The organism is Chthoniobacterales bacterium (genome assembly GCA_039930045.1).
Classification (GTDB): Bacteria; Verrucomicrobiota; Verrucomicrobiia; order Chthoniobacterales; family DASVRZ01; genus DASVRZ01.
In genome coordinates this window covers 98,682-120,182 of record JBDSQB010000010.1, presented here as the reverse complement: position 1 = coordinate 120,182, position 21,501 = coordinate 98,682, and the positions used below count along the sequence as shown (strand labels likewise).

The following is a 21,501-nucleotide window of genomic DNA, read 5'->3' as shown; positions in this document are numbered from 1 at the left end:
AAGCCCCGAATATACAGGGCGAAGGGGTGGAGGTGTCAAACGCCGCTTCAGAGCAGGCGCTCCAGGGCGGGCAGTCCGATTTTGCTGGCGAGCACGTAGTCATTCGTCGCATCTGACCACGCAATGGCGGACCAGTTTCCCTGCGTCTGGCGGGAGGTTTGGGCAGTAAAAGAGCCGACCTCTATTTTCTTGGCGACGAAGAGATGATATTCACGACCGTCCTTCTCGAAACAAATGATCGAGACAGGCCGTCCGTGGTAGGAAACGGTGCGGCAACCCAGCTTCTCCAGCGCAGCGAGACGCTCCGGGACCGCTTCCGGCGTTGGCATTTGCCGGGCAGCGAGCCAGTTTTCCAGTTGAGTTAGATCTTTATTGTGCGCCTCCAAAAGGAAACCCCGGCTCGCGTAATTCATGGCAAACTCCGGCAGATTCCGACCGTCCACCGGCATCATCCGCCAGCCGCCGACCAGGGCAAAAATCAGCAGCGCCGCCGCCAGCGCCATCCAGCCCCGACGCCGACACCACACGGGTTTCCGACTCACCCGGCCACCGGCGAGAATGCGGTCGCGCAGGCCAGAGGGCACTGGAACTCGACTCAATTTTTCGCAAACCAGCCGGTCCATTTCCTGTTCGCGGGCCAGCCATTGGCCGAGTTCGGGATCGTTCGCCGCCATCTGCAACGCTTCCGCGAAACCCGCGTCCGACGCATCCTCGCCGCCGGGGCGGTAGGCCGTGAGAATAAATTCAGCTTCCTCGCGTTTCATAGATTCCTCCTTTTTTCGTCGGCTTCACGCGATGGATCAAAGGGCACGATCTTCTCCCCGGCCTCCGCGTCGCTCAGCAGCGCTCGCAACTGCTGCTTCCCTCGCGACAACCGCGACATCACCGTTCCAGCAGGCACACCGAGCGTCTCGGCGATCTCCGCATAGGAAAAACTCTCCAGGTAAAATAACGTCAGCGGCGCACGAAACACCTCATCCACATTGGCCAGCGCCTCCAGCACGCCCGCGCCATCGAGCTTGCGCCAGGCCTCCATTTCCTCGGCAGCAAAATCGTTACGTCCCGGTGGCAATTCCTCCAGCGAGGTCCAGCGTTGATCCCGATGACGCCCCCGCAGAAACTCCCGGTGCAACGTCGTAAAGAGCCACGACTTCGCCTTCGAGGCATCGCGCAACGTGTGACCCTTCGTGGCCCAGATGTAAAATGTCTGCTGGGTGAGGTCGCAGGCCGCCGACTCGCTTTTCGCCAGGCTGTAGGCGAAACGATAGAGCGCCGCATGGTGCGCATCGACGAGTTGTTGAAAGAAATCCACGGAGATAACGATGGGAGTGCCCCGGGTATTGTTTATTCCCAGACGTGGCCGGAATAAAGCCTTTCCCATGCGACTCCCATGAGAATGAAAACCTTCCTTTTCACCCCTCTCTTGGCCCTCGTCCTCAGCCCGCTGGCGCTCGTGGCCCAGACCTTTTCGAGCGGCCCGCAACAAGTCTCCCTCGTGGAACTCTACACCAGCGAAGGCTGCAGCAGTTGCCCGCCCGCCGAGGCGCGCCTGAGTGCGATGCGCAGCGACAGCGACCTCTGGAAAACCTTCGTGCCCGTGGCTTTTCACGTCACCTATTGGGATAACCTCGGCTGGGCCGACGCCACGGCGCAGGCGGCATTTACCGCGCGTCAGCAGGCGCTCGCCGCGAGCTGGCATACGAGTTCCATTTATACGCCGTGCTTCGTTCGCGACGGAAAAGAATGGCGCTCCGCTGAAAAGATCGCCGCTTCCCACGAGAAACCCGGCACCCTCATCCTCCAGAAAACCGGCGGTCAGGTCACCGTCACCTTCGCTCCCAGCACACCCGGCAGCTACGAAATCCATCTCGCCACCCTCGGCGGCGGCATCGAAACGAAAGTTCGCGCCGGGGAAAACGCCGGTCGCACCCTGCGGCACGATTTCGTCGCCCTCACGCTGCAAACCGCCACGCCCGGCGACAGCGCCACCTTTACCCTGCCCGCGCCGGCAAAAAATCCCCCACCCGACCTCGCCCTTGCCGCCTGGGTCACAAGACGAGGCGAGTTGCAGCCCATTCAAGCCGTCGGCGGGATGCTTCCCAAGTCACCTCCCGCGCGGTAAACTCGCGGCGTGCTGGATTTTCATGCGAGTTCCAAAGCGATCGTGCTGCGCAAAACCAAGCTCACCGAGACGAGCCTGATCCTGAGTTTCCTCACGGAAGATCATGGCCGAATCAAAGCCGTGGCCAAGGGCGCGAGGAAAAACAAAGGCGCGTTCTCCGGGCAGCTCGACCTGTTTTATTTGTGCGAGATCAGCCTGCGGGCCAGCCAGAAAAGCGAATTGCACACCCTCACCGAGGCGAAATTGATTACGCCGCATTCGGCGATCCGCGAACACTACCTGCGGCTTCTCTTTGCCTCCTACGCCTCCGAATTGATCGAACTCGCCACCGAGCCCGAGCACGCCAGCCCGGAGTTATTTCACCTCATGCAGCGGCTGCTCGGTTATCTCTCGGAGAAAACGCCCGACCGCCGAGCCCTCACCTTTTTCGAGATGGAAATCTGCCGCGCCAGCGGGATCACACCCGAGTCGGAGTCCCATGCGAGCCGCGAGTTGCTCCGCCATTTCCACAAACTCCCCGAGTCACGCCGCGAACTGGTGGCCGCGCTGAAATAAAAGGCCTTTTGCCGCTGGGTAAATGACTTTTCCCCTCGGGGGAAGCGCCTGAGCTCGCGCCGGGTGAGTCGCGTTCGGACGAGCACCTCCCAGGGTTGCCAGAGAGGACGCTCCGAGGGCGGCTTTGGAGGGCTCTTGTCCTCAAGTGCCTACCCTAAAATCAGCGTGGCAGCGGGAAGCGGGCGGTGAGTTTTTTGACTTCGGCGCGAATGGCGTGGAGCGCTTCGGTGTTGCCGACGTTTTGCAGGCCGCGATGGATGAGGTCGGCGATTTCCATCATTTCCTCTTCTTTCATGCCGCGCGTGGTGGCGGCGGGGGTGCCGATGCGGATGCCGCCGGATTTGGTGATGGCGACGGTGTCGAAGGGGATGGAGTTCTTGTTAATCGTGATGCCGGCTTCGTCGAGGGTTTCCTGGGCTTCTTTGCCGGTGATGTTTTTTGGCCGCAAATCGACGAGCATGAGGTGGTTGTCGGTGCCGCCGGAAACGATGGTGTAGCCGAGCATGGTCAGGCGGGCCGCGAGGGCTTTGGCGTTGGAAACGACCTGCCTCTGATACGACTTAAACCCGGGTTGCAGCGCCTCGTGGAAGCAGACGGCCTTGGCCGCGATGACGTGCATGAGGGGTCCGCCCTGGACGCCGGGGAAGACCTGGCTGTCGATGGCCTTGGCGTATTTTTCTTTGCAAATGATGATGCCACCGCGAGGGCCGCGCAGGCTTTTGTGCGTGGTGGAGGTGACGAAATCCGCGATACCGACCGGACTCGGATGCACGCCCGCCGCGACGAGGCCGGCGATGTGCGCCATGTCCACGAAGAGATACGCGCCGACGGAATCCGCGATCTCGCGCATCCGTTGGAAGTCGATGATGCGCGGGTATGCGGAGGCCCCTGCGGTGATCATTTTGGGCTGATATTCGAGGGCTTGCTTGGCCAGCGCGTCGTAATCGATGCGGAAATCGGTCGGACTGACACCGTAATGGAGCACTTGATAAAGGCGGCCCGAGAAGTTCATTTTCATCCCGTGGGTAAGGTGTCCGCCGTGGGAGAGGTCCATCGTGAGGATTTTGTCGCCGGGCTCGAGGACGGAGAAATAGACGGCCGCATTCGCCTGCGAACCGCTGTGCGGCTGGACGTTGACGTGGTCTGCGCCGGGGAAAAGCAGCTTCAGCCGCGCGATGGCGAGGGTCTCGACGACATCGACGTTTTCGCAACCGCCATACCAGCGGCGACCGGGGTAGCCCTCGGCGTATTTGTTGGTCAGGCAGGAACCCTGCGCTTCCATGACGGCGCGGCTGGTGAAGTTTTCGGAGGCGATGAGTTCGATGTTTTCCGACTGGCGGCGCTCTTCGAGTTGAATGGAGGCGTAGATTTCGGGGTCGGTCTCGGCGAGAGCACGACCGCTGTCGCTGGTGCCGAGGTGATCGAGTTTTTCCAGTCGCTCCTGGTGGCGTCCGCCGTCGAAGGGAGTTGAGAGCCAGGCATCCACGATTTCACCGGCCGTGCGCTCGTCGATGGAGTCGGCGGCGAGGCAGAGGACGTTGGAGTTATTGTGATGCCGCGTGATGCGGGCGGTGTGTTCGTCTTTCACCAACGCCGCACGAATCTGCGGGAAACGATTGGCGGCGATGCTCATGCCGATGCCGGTGCGACAAAAAAGAATGCCAAACTCGGCCTGTCCGTCGATGACTTCGCGGCAAACCTGGTCGGCGTAATCGGGGTAATCGACCGAGTCCGGGCCGTTGACGCCTTTGTCGTGGAGAATGTGCCCGGCGCGATTCAGGTGACGCTGGATTTTTTGTTTGAGTTCAAATCCACCGTGATCGGCTCCGAGGCTGATGGTGAGCGGGCGGGTTTGGGCGGACGGAATGGTGGGTGCAGACATGGTGTTGGATTGGTCGATGATTTGCAGGATGTTGGGCAGACTTTCGCGGATTTCGTCGCGGCAGGCGCGGTAAGAGTGGAGTCCCATGCCGATGGGGTCGGCGATGTCGCGACCGGGGTCGATCTCGTCGAAGTCGGTGAGGAGAAACGTCTTTTCCACGGCCTCGGGATAGAGCATGGCGATGGTCTCCAGATGGCCCTGCGTCATGGTGAAAATGTGGGTCGCCTTGTCGATGAGATCATCCGTCACCGGTTGGCTGCGGTAGTGGGAAATGTTGATTCCTTTTTCCTTCAACGCCTCAATGGCGTTGAAGCTCGTTTCCTGACCATTCATCGCCGCGACGCCAGCGGAAGCGACGGCGATGTCGCCCCGGTTTTTGACCATGTGCCGGAAGAGACCCTCAGCCATCGGGCTGCGGCAGATATTACCGGTACAGATAAAAAGGACGTTTTTCACGGGGCAATCGAAGAGAAAGAGATGGTAGAGGACTTTGCCCGCAAGTCAACGCGGCAGGGTTTGGCCGGAAGGTTTTTTGATCCTCCAAACCTGCACGCCGAATCGAAGCGGCGATCCGGGTTAGATCGCAATCTTAGCCGTTTTCCGGCCGAGCTGACGGCGGAGTTCCATTGCATTCTGGATCGCGAAGCCGTCGCGATCGTTGTTGAAGTAAGCCCAGACCCGTCTCGCCCCGCTGGCCCGGATACGTTCGGTCCAGACGGCCAATTCCTCTCGCGTGTAGTCGTGGCGATACCATTGTTTCAGCCCGTGGAAGCGGATGTAAATGTCGTCCGCCGTGGTGATGAGTTCGTCGGGCAGACGAGGGCCGCTGCAGGAGCAAAAGATGATGCCAGCAGCGCGAAACGCCTCATAGACGGCCTCATTCCACCAACTGCGATGGCGAAATTCGACGACGTTGCGCCTGGCGGGGTCGAGTTGCATCACGATCTGAGTCAGCCGCTCCTCGGTGTAGGTAAAACTCGGCGGAAGCTGGAAAAGAAAACAGCCCATGCGCGGTCCGAGCACGTCGGCGATGTGACCGAAGTCGCGCACGAGTTCGCCCGTGCCGTCGAAGCGTTTGACGTGGGTGATGAGTTCCGAGGCTTTCACCGTGTAAACAAACCGCCGCCGCCCGGCCTGCCGCAGCCAGGTCTGGACATTGGCGCTAGTCGGCCAGGAGTAAAACGGCGCGTTCAGTTCCACGGTTTTGAAGCGGCTGGCATAATGGGAAAACCAGTCGCGCGTCGCTAATTCCGCCGGATAAAACCCGCCGCGCCAGTGCCAGTAAAACCAGCCCGAGCAGCCAATGTTCACCGCTGGCAATTCAGCCGCCGGGCGCTTGGCGGGCTTCGGCGGGTGCGCCTCCCGTCGGAGACGCTCCAGATGCATCCTGGCGGCGCGACCGACATTGGCCTCGCGCTGCTTTGCCCGGCGCGCCTCCCGCCGGGCGCGACGCTCCTCCAGGGTCAGCGGGGGAGAATCGCTGGAGAGAGCCATCACCTTTCCATCGCGGGCCAAGCCAGCGGCGGCGGGCTTTTTTGCCTCACGCCAAGGAAGGACGGGATTGACCCGCAGCCGACTTACATGCCCATGATCTGGTAGCCGCCATCCACGTAGATGACCTGACCAGTGATGGAAGCCGCGCCGTCGCTGGCGAGGAAAACGCCCATCGCACCCAGCTCGTCGGGAGTGCAACTGCGCTTCAGCGGTGCGTGCTCCTCGTAGTGCTTCATCATGCTGGAAAATCCGCTGATGCCACGGGCGGCGAGCGTCTGAACGGGGCCGGCGCTGATGCAATTCACGCGCACTTTTTTTGCCCCGAGATCGGAGGCGAGGTAACGGCAGGAGGCTTCGAGACTGGCCTTGGCGACGCCCATGACGTTGTAATGCGGGACGACTTTTTCGGCTCCGTAATAGGTCATCGCAACGATGCTGCCGCCGTCGGTCATGAACGGAGCAGCGGCGCGGGCGAGGCCGACGAGCGAATAGGCGCTGATGTTGTGCGCGATTAAAAAGGCGTCGCGTGTGGTGTCGAGGAAGTTGCCCTCAAGCGCTTCTTTGGGAGCGAAGGCGACGGCGTGCAGGAGCAAATCGATGCGGTCGGTTTTCTTTTTTACCTCGGCGAAAAAGGTGTCGATCTCGGCGTCGCTGGTCACGTCGCAAGGGAATAGAAACGTCTCCGGGCCAAACTCTGTGACGAGGTCCTCGACGTTTTCCTTGAGGCGCTCGCCCTGGTAGTTGAAGTAAAGCGTGGCGCCAGCCTTCGACCAGGCTTTGGCGATGGCCCAGGCGATGCTGCGTTTATTGGCGACGCCGAAAACGACGCCGATCTTACCGGTAAGTGGGAGTTGGCTCATAGTCGGGCCATGTTTGGGGATTTTGGAAAAGGGCGCAAGCTCATCTTAGCGGAGGTCGCGCAACGAGGTGTGGCCCGGCTGAAACTGGCGTCCGTCCTTGGCCACGCCGATGCGCTGCGAGAGGTAGATTCCGGAGTGTCCGCTGCACAGATAAGAGATGAAACAGACCGTCGCTATAAACCGAAAGACACACTGGTGGCGAGCACTTTGAAGAACAGGATCGGACTCAAATGAAAAACGCCAGTCGGGAGTTCAAATCGCGTGCATCGCAAAAAACAGCCGGGTTCCATTTGCCTCGCGTAAGTAAAAGTCATGCAAAATCTCTTTTCCCTGCCCGGCGATCTTGCCGCCGCCGTCGAGCCCGCTACACTCGGCGGCATGAAATCCATGCAGGTCGAGCAACTCCTCCAATTTCTCAGTTTCCCCAGCATCTCGGCGGACCGCGCATACGCCGATTACGTGAGCGATTGCGCGGAATGGGTTTTACAAAAGCTGACTTCCATCGGACTCACCGCCGAGCTGCACAAGACGGCGGGTCATCCCATCGTCATCGGGAGAAATGAGCATCAGCCCGGCCTGCGCACCGTACTCATTTACGGCCATTACGACGTGCAACCAGTCGATCCGCTGGAACTCTGGGACTCGCCGCCGTTCGATCCGAGGATTGTCGATGAAGTCGTTTTCGCTCGCGGCGCGACGGACAACAAAGGCCAGATTCTCGCGCACATTCTCGGAGTCGAGGAGGCGCTGAAAACGGGTCCGCTGCCGGTGAATTTGATCTTCCTGATCGAAGGCGAGGAAGAAGTCGGCAGCGAGCATCTCGGGCCGTTTTTGCTGGAGCACCGGGACGAGTTGCAGTGCGATGTGATCGCCATTTCCGACACGGGAATGATCGCGCCGGGCGTGCCGACGTTCACCTACGGATTGCGCGGAATCGCCGCCATGGAAGTGGAACTTACCGGGCCGCAAATGGACCTGCACTCCGGCATTTACGGCGGCACGGTGGCGAATCCCCTCGCCGCGCTCTCGCGGCTGCTCGCCACGTTGCACGATGAGTCGGGTAAGGTCGCGATCTCGGGCTTTTACGACGACGTGGAGCCGCTACAGGACTGGGAGCGCGACGCCTGGAAAAAACTGCCAATGAACGACGCGAGTTTCATCGCACTCACCGGCGTGAGCGCACTTTTCGGCGAGTGCGGTTTTTCTGCGGTGGAACGCGTCTGGGCGCGTCCGACGGCGGAAATCAACGGCATTGGCGGCGGCTATCAGGGCGAAGGCTCGAAGACCGTGATCCCGTCGCGGGCGTTTGCGAAGCTGACGTTCAGGCTTGTGCCGAATCAGTCGCCCGCGAAGATTTTGGCGCTGGCCCAGGCGCATTTGGAAAAGCACTGCCCCGCTGGCGTGCAAATGAAAGTCACTCCCGGCCACTTTGGCAGCGCGTATGTGGTCGATCCGCACAATCGTTTCGGACTCGCCGCGCAAGGTGCTTTGCGCGACACATTTGGCTCCGAAGTGGCGTTGATTCGCGAGGGCGGCAGCATTCCAATCGTGCAGAATTTCAAGGATGTCCTCGGCGCGGACACGCTGCTGCTCGGCCTCGCGTTGCCCGATTGCCGGGCGCATTCGCCGAATGAAAATTTCCCGCTGGCCAATTTCTTCGCCGGCATCGAACTCAACCAGCACCTCCTCCGCAACCTCGCGGCGATCTAAGACTATTCCTTTTTCGCCACCAGCGCGTCGCGGATCTCGGTGAGGAGAATGGCTTCGCGGCTCGGCTCAGGAGCGGCGCTGGGTTTGGCTTCTTCCTTGCGCTTGAGGATGTTGACGACTTTTACGAGGAGAAAGACGCCGAGCATGGTGAAGAAGAAGGTGACCAGGGCGTTGAGCAGGTTGCCGTAGGAAATGACGGAGCCGAGTTTCTTTGCTTCCTCCAAGGGCAGCACGGGTGTGTGGGCGAGGATGGACTCCCGCAGCAGGGCGATGCCTTTGCCGGACAGGGGCAGGTAGAGGTTTTTGAAATCCACAGCCCCGAGCGGGATGGAGATGATGGGCATAATGATGTCCTCCACCATGGATTTGACGATGGGTGCGAAGGCCGCCCCGGCGATGACACCGACCGCGAGGTCGAAGGCGTTGCCCTTGGCGATGAAGTTTTTGAATTCGGAAATAAGGCTCATGGTTTTAGTTTCGGCAGAGTGGAGTAAGGGTGGAAAGCTATTCCTCATCGGGCGCTTCATCTTTCGCAGGTTTTTTGGCGTCGTCGTCGGCTTGATCTTTCTTATCCTGCTTGTCTTGCTTGTCCTTGGCGTCGCTGGCTTTTTTCTCTTCAGCAAACAATTGGCGTAGGACTTTGCCAATCAAGGGCGCGGCCTGGGTGCCGCCGTGGACGTTGTTATTATTGATCTCGCCTTCATAGACAACGGCGAAGGCATACTTCGGATTAGTGGCTGGAGCGAAGCCTGCAAACCACGCGGCGGTGCGCTGTTTCTTGGTCGGCCCCCATTGCGCGGTGCCGGTCTTGCCCGCGACTTCGATGCCGGGGACAGCAGCCTGATGCGCCGTGCCGGCAGCACCGGAGACGACGTTGATCATGGCGGCCTTGAGGAGTTTCTGCACGTCGGGCCGGATCTCGATCTTGGCTTTGGCGCGGGGTCCGTAGGCGTTGACGACCTTGTTGTCCGGCGTCTGGATTTGCAGGACGAGCCGGGGCTGGAATACGGTGCCGCCGTTGCCCACAGCCATCATCGCCTGCGCCATCTGGAGCGGCGAAATCTGCAAATCGCCCTGCCCGATCGCCATGTTTGCGGTGTCGCCGTTGAGCATCTTGCGTTTGTAAACCTTCGTCATGTACTCGTCGTTCGGGAGGCGGCCATTCGTCTCCGATCCCAATGGAACTCCCGTTTTTTTGCCAATGCCGAGGCGGCTGGCGTAGTCGATGATCGTTTTCGAGCCGGTCTTCATGCCGACCTGGTAAAACCACGTATTGCAAGACTGGGTGAGCGCCTGCATGAAATCGAGCGAGCCGGAATCTTTTTTCTTCCAGTTGCGCATCACCGTGTTGCCCACGGTAAGGGCGGCGGGGCAGTCGAAGTTGTCGCCGGGATCAATCGAACCACTCTCCAGCGCGGCGAGCCCGGTGATCACTTTGAAAGTCGAGCCCGGCGGATACGACGAGCGAAACGCACGGGGCAGCAGCGGGATGTTGATGTCCTTGTTGTAACGATCAAAGTCCTTCGGAGCGATGGTCGGGATGAAGTCGTTGGGGTTGTAGGACGGCCACGAGGCCATCGCGAGAATGTCGCCGTTGTTCGGGTCGAGAATGACCATCGCGCCGCGTTTGCAGCCTTTTTCGAGCGCGTCCTCGGCCAGTTTTTGAATATTCGCGTCGAGGCTGGTGACGACGTTGTAGCCGGGGTTTGGCGGCATCGCGATGTTGTCGGAAACCTTGCTGCCATTTTTGTCGAAGACGACCTTCGTCATGCCCGCCTGGCCGGTAAGCTGGGTGTTAAACGCCTGCTCCAGTCCGTCGCGGCCCTCGACTTCGGGCCAGAGTTTTTCGCCATTGTCGATGGGCCCGGTTTGAATGTGACCCTGACGCCCGGCGTAACCGATGACGTGTGCCGCCAGTTTTCCATTGGGATAAATCCGGAAATAATTCGGCAGAAGCACGAAGCCAGTCGGGAGTTGTTTCTTGAGCCGGTCACTGACGGCCTCGGGCAGGTTGCGGGCGAGTTCGAACGGCAGCACGCCTCGATTCCGATAATGCTTGATCAGCGCGGTCTCGTCGAAAGTCACCTCGCCACCGATCAAGGTCTGCGCGATGGCCGCCTGCCGCCGTGCGTAGGCCACGATCTCGGGATCTTTCATCGTCAGCGGCGGGGTAAACTTCAGCCCGAGATTGTAGCCGAGCCGGGTCTGCGCGAGCGGAGTTCCATTGCGATCTGAAATCTGACCGCGCGGAGCCGGGATGTTCAGCTCGTAATTTCCCGCGAGCGCCCGCGTTTCCCAGGCCGGAACGATGGCCGGCGCTGGCGGCTGCAAGGCAGGCGCGGTTTGTCCGTGCAGCGAGTGGATCGCAATCAGGGAGACGAGCACGGCGGGCGAGAAATTTTTCATGTTGGAGAGCCCCTGTAGTTTCCACGAACTGCCCGGGAGGTCCAATTGAAAAAGCGGCGTTTTCCGGGTGATTCCCACCTCGTGAAAACTCTCCCGATTTCACCCCAAGGCCCGCTTGACGCTGGGCGGCGCGCCCTATACTCTGCGACTTCTTATATGAGCCGCTGGTTTAGATTTTCCCTTATTCTCGTCATTGCCTGTGTCAGTTTCCCGCAGAAAAGCCCTGCTCCGGTCGTCTTTCGCGAAGGCGAAGGCATGACCACGACGGGCGTCGATGAGGAACCGGTGGAGCTCAAGAAAAATGCCGCCGAGCAGATGAAACTCGCCGAAGCCACCGAGGCCGAGGGCAATCTCAAAAAGGCCGTGTCGAGTTATCGCGTAGTGGTGAAGCGTTACCCCCGCTCCGACGTTGCCGCCCATGCGCAGTTCAAGGTCGCCCAACTTACCCAACAACTCGGCGACGCCAACCGTGCTTTTGCCGAGTATCAGAAAATGATCACGAAGTATCCGAAGAGCACCGACTTCGAGGCCGCCATCGAGGGTCAGTTTAACATCGCCAAGCTCTATCTGGACGGAAAGCGCCTGGAGTTGTTCGGCGTTCCGACCCTGCCCTCCATGGTGAAGGCCGAGGAAATGTTCACGACCGTCATCACCAACGCCCCTTTCAGCGCGAAATACGCTTCGGCGGCGCAGTTTGATATTGGTCAGGCTCGCGAGCGTCAGGGCGATTACAAACGCGCCATCGAGGCTTACCAGAAAATCATCGATGACTATCCGTATTCCGAAATGGCCGACGATGCGCAGTATCAGATCGGTTACGTTTATATGAAAGCCAGCCGCGAGGGCGAATACGACCAGTCGGCCTCAATCAAGGCGCGCGAGGCGTTTGAGGACTTCATTTATCGCTACCCGAACAGCGAGAAAGTCGCCCAAGCCAAGCAAAACATGGCCACGCTCGGAGCCAAGCAAACCGACAGCGCGTTTAACGTCGCGCAGTTCTACGACAAGCAAAAGAACTACAAGGCGGCCGCCATTTACTACAACGAGGTGATCAAGACCGAGCCCGACTCGCCCAACGCCAAGACCTCCCAGGAGCGTCTCTCCGCTCTCAAGGCTCAGGTCGGCGAGGACAAACTCACCTTCGCTGCTCCCGCGCAAAACGCCTCAAAGGCCAAGCTGAAGCAAAAGATGCAGGCTCAGGTGGACACCACATCGCGCCCCGATTTCGTTGGCCCGGCTCTCCCCGAGGAAACGCCCGCTCCGAAGACTCCGATGCGCACCTCGCCCGATGACGTGGCCCCCGTCGCCGCCCCGGTGGAACCCGCCCTGCCCACTCAATAGTCCGCCAGCCCGATGAAACACTGGCTCCTTCTTCTGCTCGCCGCCGCGCTCACTGGTTGCGCAGGCTACCAAATCGGACCCGCCAAACCCGCTTATCTGGCGTCGATTCATAGCGTCGCCGTCCCCATTTTCCGCAATAAAACCCTCGAGCCCCGCATCGAGGCGCTTGTGACCGACAGCGTCATCCAGCAAATCCAGCAGGACGGCACCTACACAGTCGAGTCTGAGTCCAATGCGGACGCCATTTTGGAAGGCGAGATCGAGACCATCAACCGCAAGCGCGCCCGCTCCGTTCGCGGAAATGTGGACGCCACCCGCGAGTTCACGCTCAACGTGAACCTCGTCTTCAAGCTCACCAACCGCGTCACCGGCGAACTGCTCAGCACCCAGAAAGTCACCGGCACCACCAGCTTCTTCGTCGGCGCCGACCTCCAGCAGCAGGAGCGCCAGGCCGTCGTCCTCGCCGCCCAGGACGCCGCCATTCGGCTCACGTCAAAAATCAGCGAAGGCTGGTAAAAAAATTCAGTCGAGTTCCATTCGACTCGCCATGCTCTACATCGTCGGCACGCCCATCGGAAACCTCGACGACATCAGCGAACGCTGCGCCCGCACCTTGCGCGAAGTCGATCTGATCGCCGCCGAGGACACGCGCCATTCGCTGCGGCTCTTGCAACGGCTCGAGCTCCACAAGCCGATGATCAGCTACCACGAGCACAACGAGGCCAGCCGCACCCCAGAGCTCATCGAACGCCTCCGCCAGGGGACAAACATCGCCCTCATCACCGACGCCGGCATGCCCAGCGTCTCCGATCCGGGCCGCCGCCTCATCGCCGCCTGCATCGAGGCGCAGTTGAGTTACACCGTTATCCCCGGCCCGTCCGCCGTCCTCGTCGCCCTTACCGGGTCCGGCTTTGAAAACGACCAGTGGAGTTTCAGCGGATTCCTCCCCAACAAAAGCGGCCAGCGCGAACGCATCCTCAGCGAAGCCTGCGCCACGGGAAACACCGCCATCTTCTTCGAGTCCCCTCATCGCTTGGTGAAATCGCTCGCTGTCCTCGTGCAACTCGCCCCCACCCGCCGCATCTGCGTCGCGCGCGAACTCACCAAGCAATTCGAGGAATTTCGCATCGGAGTCGCATCCGACTTGCTCGCGCACTACGAAGCGCACCCGCCCAAGGGCGAAATCACCCTCCTGATCGACGGCCTCAACCGCCAGGAAGTGAAAGACCAAAAACGCGCCGAGCGAGACGAGCGGCACAGTTACTAGCCTGTCAAAAAGAACAATTTTCCCGCGAGCCGCTGGATTTTTTTCTTCCTGCTAAAAAGAAGTCGCAATCTTTATTGCACGATCTAAAAGACTGCGGTGCAGCGGTCGATATTCCATCGGCCACGGCCAACAACCACGCAAAGAAAGGAAACAACCATCATGTCCAACCTCACCGACGCCGATAAAAAGTCGTTCATCGACAAAGTCATTGGCACCTTAAAGAACCCCGAAATCAAAGCGCGTCTGATCGCGAAAGAATGGGACCCCACCCTGCGCACCACGTCGCTGGAAAATGGCGTCACCTCCGTCAGGGCCGACGAGGGCATTATTTCCGGGCTCGAATCCACCCTCACCACCGCCATCAAAGTCCGCCGCGCCGATCTGGATAATAACTACGATATGGCCAGTTCCACCATCAGCTCCATCGAGGGAGCCTTGGGCAAGGACGACCCGCTCGTCCGTGATTTGCGCCAATTCCGAGGCTCGCTCTCCAACGCCAGCGCCCCCGCCACACCTCCCACCGGCGGCGGCTAAACTAGAACTGCCTGACCGACCATAACGATCCAACTGGGATCAAAAATCAAAGAGGACGCCGAGGTAAAACCGGCGTCCTCTTTTCGCGTCGCGACCCCGTTTCTTCGGCACCGTCTCCGCCTCACCGGCCCACTCCCTTCGCCAATAAAACCCAAAACGACGAGCATCGCTCCCCAAGGCTAAACCATCGCTCCTCAACGTCCGACCGCCTCCAGCCCTCTCTGTTTTCCCTCCATCCAAGGTCCGAGCCCCGCCAACTCTCAGGAAATCCCCTCCAGCCTCCTCTGATTGCACTCCAACTCCGGTCAAACCCGCACCATCCAAGTCTGTTTACAGTCTCCCCTTGTCTGTTTGCTCAATCCCAAAAGAAATCCCGGCTCCAACCCGATCTGTTTGGCAAATCCTCCTCATCCGCAACAACTTATGGAAGTTACGAAAATGTGAAGACGGCGTTTTCTCGTTTGCATTGGGCCGTCCTTAGCCAGCTACTAGGGACGCGTTCGCAGCACGAGTTGCACGATCCCAAAGCCCCCGGAGCCTCGCGAAATCATGTCCCCATCCGAAGAATTCATCGGATTTCCCATGTGGAATCTTTCGGATTGTTATGTCCATTTGGTTCCTCCGGATTTCGCGCCTCGGCATGATGTAAAATCCACAACGCGTAAGAAAAGCTGCGTCGTGCGGCCAAGTTGAATAATCGAAGGGCCGACCCGCAGCCAATTCCCGCTTCCGAAGAGCATGTAAATATTTCCAATATTCACGCGAATCCTCAAGGCCGGGTCCTAGAATCCCCACAGCGAAGAGTATCTCGTAATCGCAGCGCTCTGCTCCACTTGCAGATGAGCGCTTTAGTTTACTAAAATTCCAACGAGCAGCAGGATCGGCTGTCCGACGCGATTTTGCGGACATTATTTGTCGTGAGAGTTTTGTTTCGATGCTGTAGGAGCGACCTCCTATACGGATGCCAGCGTCGCAAAGGTCCTTATAGTTCCCTTCATCCCCTTGTCGTGAGATGGGAATGCGAATGTCTTTTTCTCTTATCCCGAGCACGTTCATTGCAAAGTTCTTTAGCAAAATCTTGCCAAGAATATCAGGGTCAAGATAGCGAGCGTATTCCGCCGGAATTGAGACGGCGGATGTATCAAGGAAGCCAGGCATACAAGTGTTGTAGCCTAGGGTCCAAACCGAGTCAGCGACTCTTTTATCTGAAACCAATTCCAACGATTAGTACGGTAGGAGTCGGATAATTTTCGGCTGCTCCTCCAGATTCACAAAATGACACGCCACAGCCTCTTTCACCATTGTCCGCAGTTCGTCCCAATCTTCTCCTTGGGTGAAGATTCCATATCCCAATGCCTTCGCCCAGAAACCGCCTTCCTCTGCTTCCTGCACCTCGAAAATGATTTCGCTCATGGTGAAATGAGACGTCGGGCGCTGATCAAAAGCAAGTTGTTCTCCATATTCCTCAAACTCCGCTCAACTTGCCGTTCCAGCCGCCTCGGTTTACTTTGCGGGCCATGCCTTTCCAACTGGCTTCCGACTACCAGCCGCAGGGCGATCAGGCGCAGGCGATTGCTAAATTGACGCAGTCCATCGCCTCGGGGAACCGGCATCAGACGTTGCTCGGGGTGACGGGGTCGGGGAAGACGTTTACGGCGGCGAACATCATCCGCAACATCGACCGGCCCACGCTCGTGATGTCGCACAACAAGACGCTCGCGGCCCAGCTTTACTCGGAGTTTAAGCAGTTTTTCCCTGACAACGCGGTGGAATATTTCGTTTCCTACTTCGATTACTACCAGCCCGAGGCCTACATCCCGCGGTCGGATACTTACATTGAAAAAGACTCGTCGATCAACGAGGAGATCGAGCGGTTGCGCCTCTCCACGACGAGTTCGCTGCTGACCCGGCGCGATGTGATCGTGATCGCCAGTGTGTCGTGCATTTACGGCTTGGGCTCGCCGGAGGATTACGCGCAGATGCTCTCGCAGCTCTATGTGGGCCAGCAAATTTCCCGCGAGGGGCTGCTGGCGAAGCTCGTGGACATGCTCTACGAGCGCAACGACATCGGGTTTACGCGGGGCAAGTTTCGCGTGCGCGGCGATGTGGTGGAGGTGCATCCGGCGAACGTGGATGAGGACGCGTTTCGGATCGAGTTTTTTGGCGACGAGATCGACCGCATCTCGCGCTTCGATCCGCTCACGGGGACGGTCGCGGAGTCGCTGAAGAAGCTGACGATTTTCCCGGCGAAACAATTCGTCACGCCCACGGACAAGCTGCGGCGGGCGCAAGTGACGATTCGTGAGGAACTGGACGAGCGCATCGCGTGGTTTGAGTCGCAGGGGAAGCTGCTGGAGGCGCAGCGGCTGAAAATGCGGACGGAATACGACCTGGAGATGATTCAGGAAATGGGCTTTTGCTCCGGGATCGAGAATTATTCGAGGCATCTCAGTGGGCGTCCGCCGGGTGCGCGACCGGGGACGTTGCTGGATTTTTTTCCCCGCGATTTCCTTTGCGTGATCGACGAAAGCCATGCGTCCGTGCCCCAGATCGGCGGCATGTATGAAGGCGACCGCTCGCGCAAATCGGTGCTGGTCGATTACGGATTTCGCCTGCCCAGCGCGATGGACAACCGCCCGCTGCGGTTCCCGGAATTCATGGAGCGCACTGGGCAGATTCTCTACATTTCGGCGACGCCAGCGGAGTTCGAGATCACGAATAGCGTCGTAGGAAACAAGGATTACGTGCCGCACAAACGCGACCGCATTGGCGTGGACGAGAGCGTTCCCTTCGCCATCGCCGGAGCCCCGCGCGTGGAATCCACCCAAGGCGCGAGCACCGTTTCGCCGGACACATTCGACACCAACTCGCCCGGGATGCCGCTCGTCGTGGAGCAGATTATTCGCCCGACCGGATTGCTCGATCCGCAGATCACGATCCGCCCGCTGAAGACGCAGATCGACGACACGCTGGAACTCTGCCGCGTCCGCATTGAAAAACAGGAGCGCGTGCTCGTGACAACGCTCACCAAGCGGACGGCGGAAGATCTCTCGGACTACTTTCGCGACCTCGGGATCAAGGTCCGCTACCTGCACAGCGACATCGACACCATCGAGCGCGTGGAGATTTTGCGGGCGTTGAGGGCGGGCGAATTCGACGTGCTGGTCGGCATCAATCTCCTCCGCGAAGGGCTCGACCTGCCCGAAGTCTCGCTGGTATGCATTCTCGACGCGGACAAGGAAGGCTACCTCCGTTCGCAGACTTCGCTCATTCAGACGGCCGGACGCGCGGCGCGTCACATCAACGGCGAGGTGATCCTTTTTGCCGACACCATCACCGGCTCGATGCAGCGGCTCATCGAAGTCACCGAATACCGCCGCGCCCGGCAAATCGCCTACAACACCGAGCACAACATCACGCCGAGGAGCGTCCGCCGCGCCGTTCAGGAATCGCTCCATCTCATTCTGAAGAGTGGAAAAAAAGAGACGAGTCTGAGAGAAATGACGGGTGATTTCGACCTGAGCGAAGTCCTCACGGAATTGGAAGTCGAAATGCAGGAAGCCAGTGCCAGCATGGAATACGAAAAAGCCGCCCTCCTGCGCGACCAGATCATGGAACTCAAAGCCGGCGCCGGCATCGACAAGATCGAGCCGAAGCGGCAACCGGTGAGCTACAAGGCAGCGGCCAAAGGGATGAAATTTGGCAAGAAACTCGGCAAGCGCGGCTAAATTGATTCTTTCTAACTCGCACCGGGAACAGATGTCCGCCTCCTCCTCGTTCCCAAACTCCTGTTTGGGAACGCACTTGCTCAGGAAACTCCAGTTTCCTTGGTCCGATGCGTCGCCCAAGCGAAACAGAGTTTCGGGGACAAGGCATTCCCAAACGGGAGTTTGGGAACGAGGAATAGGGCGTTTCGCCGCTGTGCGTGACTCGACTCAGATTGTTTTCGCAGCCTCGGCGATGGCGGTGAGGGGCGGGAGTTTTTGTTTGAGGGTGAGGACTTCGGCGAATAAATCGCCCTGCTCGGCGACGCGTTGCAGGACTTGCTCGGACTCGAAGGTGAGTAAATTCGGGTTCTTCTTTCGCAGCGCCAGCGTGACTTCATCCCAAGTCACGGGCGTCGATACGGTCGGGTGATCTTTCGCCCGCAACGAGTAAACATTCACCGTCGTTTTCTTGTCGTCGTTCTGGCTCCAATCGACGAGCACTTTGCCGGTGCGCAGGCTTTTTAGCATCTTGGAAACGACGCGGTCGGGGAATTTTTGCTCCAGCGTTTCTGCGATCCGCAGCGCGAAGGCCTTCGTTTTGTCGTAGGTCACAGGCGTGTTCAGCGGCACGTAAACTTGCAATCCCTTCGATCCCGAGGTCTTCGGAAAACTGGCCATGCCGAGCGCGTCGAAAATGGATTTCAGCCAGAGACCGACCTGGCTGCATGTGAGAATGTCCGCTGGCGGGCCGGGGTCGAGATCGAAGGCGATGGAAGTCGGCCGCTGCAGCGCGGGTGCCTTGTGCAGAAAGGTATGCAACTCCAGGTCCGCCAGGTTTGCCGCCCAGACGAGCGCGGCCAGATCGTTCATCACGCAATAGTTGATCTCGCCGCCGCTGTCTTTCGGGACCTTGGTGGTTTTGATCCACGGCGGGCGTCCTTTCGGGGCGTTTTTCTCGTAGAAAAAGAATCCCTCCACACCGTTGGGATAACGCTTCAAGCTGATCGCCCGGTTCTTCAAATGCGGCAGCAGCACCGGGGAAATCCGCACGTAATAGTCGATGATATTGCCCTTGGTGAACCCCGTCTTCGGATAGAAAATTTTGTCGAGATTCGTCACGTCCACCTTGCGTCCGTGGATGTCGAGTGTGGCTTTGGTCGGCATAAATCAGGTGGCCTTTTCGCGAATGACTTCGCTGGCTTTTTTGTCGTCGCGCAGGCCGAGAAAGACCGGCTGGCGCAGGTGCTCGTCGCGGGTCCATTCCGAGAATTTGATCTGGCAAACAATCACCGGTTCGACCCAATGGCAGCGCTTCATCTCGGATGCGGTAATGGTCTGACCCCACTTGCTCGCGCGCTTTTCCGGGAGGTTGACGAAGGGGCAATCCTCGCTGGCGATTTTCTGAAACGTCGCGTGCAGACTACGGAGGAGCTTCGCATTAAACCCGGTGCCGACCTTGCTGGCGTAAGTCAGTTTTCCATTCTTATGGAACCCGACCAGCAGCGCGCCGAAGTTTTTGCGCGTGCCCGCAGGTTCGGTGTAGCCGCCAATGACGAATTCCTGCTCCAGCACGAGTTTGAGCTTAATCCACGCGCCACTGCGATGGCCGCTTTCGTAAACGGAGTCGGCTTTTTTTCCGATCAAGCCTTCGAGCCCGAGCTTTTTCGCCTGTACCAGCAAGGGTGCAGCGTCGCTCCCCAGACTGGCGGAGAAACGAATCACACCCGGCGCGTCGGTGATGAGTTTTTCCAACTGCGTCTTGCGTTCTGCCAGCGGAAGCCCGCGCAGATCGCGTCCGTTCAGTTGCAGCAAATCGAAGACGTAGAAGAAAATCTGCGGTCGCTCCTCGCCCATGTCGTAGGCCTGGAGCAACTGAAATGACGACCTCCCCTGCTCGTCCAGCGCCACGATTTCGCCGTCGATGATCGCGTCCTGCGCATCGAGCGCGGCAACGGATTCCATAATCTCGGGGAACTTCGCGCCAAGGTCTTTTTCGTTGCGCGAGAGGAGCCGGGTCTGACTCCCGCCTTTCAATGCCAGCGCGCGCCAGCCGTCGAACTTGATTTCATACGCCCAATCTCCATGTGGCGCGGCGGCGGCGAGCCGGGCTTTCATCGGCTCGACGAACTTCGGTAACGGCGCGGCCTTGGCAGCTTTTGCGGCTTTTTTCTTTACTGGCACGTTTGCGGTGGAAGTCTCCTTCGACTGCCAGATCCGGTCGCCATGGGAGAGTTCCTCCATGTTTTTTCCGGAGAGAACGGACGTGTCGTCGAGCTTCTTCGAGAGCGGTTTCAGGTCCTCGCCGCCCTTGATCATGAGCCATTCGTCGCCGTCGCGCAGGCGAACGAGATACCATTCTCCCTGCAGTTTTTGACCACTCAGAATGAAATGCAACTTGCCCCCGGCGAGTTCCTTTTCGGCGTTCTCAGTCATGATCGGCTCGAACGTTCCCTGGTCCCAAACCATCACCGTTCCGCCGCCATATTGCCCCTTCGGAATCGTCCCCTCGAAGTCGATGTAGGCGATCGGATGATCCTCCACATGCACGGCCAGATGCTTTTCGCCCTTCGCGTAGGGCAACCTTTTCGGCACCGCCCAAGACTTCAATGTGCCGCCCATTTCCAATCGAAAATCGTAGTGCAAGCGACTTGCCGCGTGCTTTTGAATGACGAACCTGTGCCCACCTTTTTTCGCCGGGGCTGAAGTTGCATCGGGCTCAGCCGTCTTCTGGAAATTCCGTTTTCTGGCGTATTCCTTGAGCGACATCGCGAGGTCCCGTTAGGCGGCTTTCTTGCGTTTCGCGGGAGCCTTTGCCGGAGGCTTTTTCGCGGCCGGCTTGGACTTGGTTTGCTGAATGCTTTGCTGCAAGACGGAAACCAGATCGACCACGTTTGTTGGGCGCTTCGTTTTCGCCGGGGCAGGCGAGCCAGCGTCGCCTTTCTCGATTTTTTCCTCGATCATTTTTTCCACCGCCTCGTGGTATTCGTCGGTGTATTCCTCCGGGTCCCACTCGGTCGTCATGCTGGTAATGAGCTGCTGGGCCATTTGCATTTCGGCCTTCCCCACACTCTTCTCAGCGGGCGCGGTGAACTCAGAAACATCGACCAGTTCGCTCGGAAAATGCATCAGTTCCAGCATGAGGCCAGCTTTCTGTGGCTTCACCGCAGCGAGATGTTGCCGGGTGCGGATGACCACTTTTGCGATCGCGATCTTACCCGACTCGACGAGGGCGTCGCGCAGGAGCACGTAGGCTTTATCGCCGCCTTTGCCCGCTTCGAGAAAGTAGGGTTTGTAGAAAAGCAGCGGGTTCACGTCTTCGATTTTTACGAAGTTCATGATGTCCACCGTCTGCGTCGCCTCGACATCCACGCGGGCAAAATCCTCGTCCTTGATGACGACGAATTTCCCTTTCTCGTGCTCGTAGCCCTTCACGATTTGATCCCACGGCACCTCTTTGCCATCGGCTTCCGCGACCCGTTTATAACTGACCGGGCTGAGGTCGCTGGAGCGCAGCAACTTGAACTTCAACTCCTCCCGGCGCGTCGCCGGATAGAGCGACACCGGGATGGTGACCAGGCCAAAACTAATGGCACCTTTCCAGAGGGCTCTCATAACCCGAAATC

The 21,501-nt window shown here is 59.0% G+C and carries 20 protein-coding genes; 8 read left to right on the top strand and 12 right to left on the bottom strand.

All coding sequences use genetic code 11. The annotated features are described in order from the left end of the window. Positions 1–47 precede the first annotated feature (47 nt). Positions 48–764 (bottom strand): hypothetical protein, encoded by a 717-nt coding sequence (locus tag ABIT76_08335; GenBank protein MEO7933151.1) that lies wholly within the window; start codon positions 762–764, stop codon positions 48–50. Next, positions 761–1,381: an RNA polymerase sigma factor gene (locus ABIT76_08330; protein ID MEO7933150.1), complete on the bottom strand. Its 621-nt coding sequence runs from the start codon at positions 1,379–1,381 to the stop codon at positions 761–763. The genes ABIT76_08335 and ABIT76_08330 overlap by 4 nt, the downstream gene beginning before the upstream one ends. 15 nt (positions 1,382–1,396) lie before the next feature. On the opposite strand from ABIT76_08330, the gene ABIT76_08325 reads away from it, so the two are divergent. Continuing rightward, positions 1,397–2,122, top strand: a complete 726-nt coding sequence (locus tag ABIT76_08325; GenBank protein MEO7933149.1) for a DUF1223 domain-containing protein — start codon at positions 1,397–1,399, stop codon at positions 2,120–2,122. Between the two features lie 9 nt (positions 2,123–2,131). Next, positions 2,132–2,677 (top strand): DNA repair protein RecO, encoded by a 546-nt coding sequence (gene recO, locus ABIT76_08320; protein ID MEO7933148.1) that lies wholly within the window; start codon positions 2,132–2,134, stop codon positions 2,675–2,677. Positions 2,678–2,837: 160 nt separating this feature from the next. On the opposite strand, the gene rpiB is transcribed toward recO, so the two are convergent. The 3 genes from rpiB to ABIT76_08305 all read right to left on the bottom strand — a co-directional run bounded on the left by rpiB (position 2,838) and on the right by ABIT76_08305 (position 6,913). Beyond that, positions 2,838–5,015 (bottom strand): ribose 5-phosphate isomerase B, encoded by a 2,178-nt coding sequence (gene rpiB / locus ABIT76_08315; protein MEO7933147.1) that lies wholly within the window; start codon positions 5,013–5,015, stop codon positions 2,838–2,840. Positions 5,016–5,135: 120 nt separating this feature from the next. Next, positions 5,136–6,053 carry a DUF72 domain-containing protein gene (locus ABIT76_08310; GenBank protein ID MEO7933146.1) on the bottom strand — a complete coding sequence of 306 codons (918 nt, stop codon included), beginning with the start codon at positions 6,051–6,053 and terminating at the stop codon, positions 5,136–5,138. A gap of 83 nt (positions 6,054–6,136) precedes the next feature. Then, on the bottom strand, positions 6,137–6,913 hold the full coding sequence (locus ABIT76_08305; GenBank protein MEO7933145.1) for an enoyl-ACP reductase: 777 nt from the start codon (positions 6,911–6,913) through the stop codon (positions 6,137–6,139). Between the two features lie 312 nt (positions 6,914–7,225). Between ABIT76_08305 and ABIT76_08300 the strand changes: the two genes are divergently transcribed. Beyond that, entirely contained in the window at positions 7,226–8,623 is a 1,398-nt protein-coding gene (locus tag ABIT76_08300; protein MEO7933144.1) for a dipeptidase, read from the top strand. A 2-nt stretch (positions 8,624–8,625) separates the two neighbouring features. On the opposite strand, the gene mscL is transcribed toward ABIT76_08300, so the two are convergent. Together mscL and mrdA are read right to left on the bottom strand one after the other, a co-directional pair. Further along, on the bottom strand, positions 8,626–9,090 hold the full coding sequence (gene mscL, locus ABIT76_08295; protein ID MEO7933143.1) for a large conductance mechanosensitive channel protein MscL: 465 nt from the start codon (positions 9,088–9,090) through the stop codon (positions 8,626–8,628). A gap of 37 nt (positions 9,091–9,127) precedes the next feature. After that, on the bottom strand, positions 9,128–11,029 hold the full coding sequence (mrdA, locus tag ABIT76_08290; GenBank protein MEO7933142.1) for a penicillin-binding protein 2: 1,902 nt from the start codon (positions 11,027–11,029) through the stop codon (positions 9,128–9,130). Positions 11,030–11,185: 156 nt separating this feature from the next. On the opposite strand from mrdA, the gene bamD reads away from it, so the two are divergent. From bamD to ABIT76_08270, 4 genes are all read left to right on the top strand, one after another. Next, entirely contained in the window at positions 11,186–12,370 is a 1,185-nt protein-coding gene (bamD, locus tag ABIT76_08285) for an outer membrane protein assembly factor BamD (protein ID MEO7933141.1), read from the top strand. Positions 12,371–12,382: 12 nt separating this feature from the next. Then, positions 12,383–12,886: an LptE family protein gene (locus ABIT76_08280; protein ID MEO7933140.1), complete on the top strand. Its 504-nt coding sequence runs from the start codon at positions 12,383–12,385 to the stop codon at positions 12,884–12,886. Between the two features lie 31 nt (positions 12,887–12,917). Further along, a complete protein-coding gene (gene rsmI / locus ABIT76_08275) occupies positions 12,918–13,637 on the top strand; it encodes a 16S rRNA (cytidine(1402)-2'-O)-methyltransferase (GenBank protein MEO7933139.1) in 720 nt (239 codons plus the stop codon). Between the two features lie 159 nt (positions 13,638–13,796). Continuing rightward, positions 13,797–14,171 carry a hypothetical protein gene (locus ABIT76_08270; protein ID MEO7933138.1) on the top strand — a complete coding sequence of 125 codons (375 nt, stop codon included), beginning with the start codon at positions 13,797–13,799 and terminating at the stop codon, positions 14,169–14,171. A gap of 477 nt (positions 14,172–14,648) precedes the next feature. Here the strand turns inward: ABIT76_08270 and ABIT76_08265 are convergent, their stop codons facing one another. After that, entirely contained in the window at positions 14,649–15,329 is a 681-nt protein-coding gene (locus ABIT76_08265) for a hypothetical protein (GenBank protein MEO7933137.1), read from the bottom strand. A 66-nt stretch (positions 15,330–15,395) separates the two neighbouring features. After that, a complete protein-coding gene (locus tag ABIT76_08260; protein MEO7933136.1) occupies positions 15,396–15,584 on the bottom strand; it encodes a 2-oxoisovalerate dehydrogenase in 189 nt (62 codons plus the stop codon). Positions 15,585–15,688: 104 nt separating this feature from the next. Between ABIT76_08260 and ABIT76_08255 the strand changes: the two genes are divergently transcribed. Then, positions 15,689–17,899 (top strand): excinuclease ABC subunit UvrB, encoded by a 2,211-nt coding sequence (locus tag ABIT76_08255; protein MEO7933135.1) that lies wholly within the window; start codon positions 15,689–15,691, stop codon positions 17,897–17,899. A gap of 207 nt (positions 17,900–18,106) precedes the next feature. On the opposite strand, the gene ligD (ABIT76_08250) is transcribed toward ABIT76_08255, so the two are convergent. Genes ligD (ABIT76_08250) through ABIT76_08240 form a run of 3 tightly spaced genes read right to left on the bottom strand, consistent with a single transcriptional unit; the run spans position 18,107 to position 21,490 of the window. Next, a complete protein-coding gene (gene ligD / locus ABIT76_08250; GenBank protein ID MEO7933134.1) occupies positions 18,107–19,042 on the bottom strand; it encodes a non-homologous end-joining DNA ligase in 936 nt (311 codons plus the stop codon). 3 nt (positions 19,043–19,045) lie between these two features. Next, positions 19,046–20,644 (bottom strand): non-homologous end-joining DNA ligase, encoded by a 1,599-nt coding sequence (gene ligD / locus ABIT76_08245; protein MEO7933133.1) that lies wholly within the window; start codon positions 20,642–20,644, stop codon positions 19,046–19,048. Between the two features lie 12 nt (positions 20,645–20,656). Then, the gene (locus ABIT76_08240) at positions 20,657–21,490 is read right to left on the bottom strand and encodes a Ku protein (protein ID MEO7933132.1); all 834 of its coding nucleotides are present in this window, start codon (positions 21,488–21,490) and stop codon (positions 20,657–20,659) included. Between the last annotated feature and the right edge of the window lie 11 nt (positions 21,491–21,501).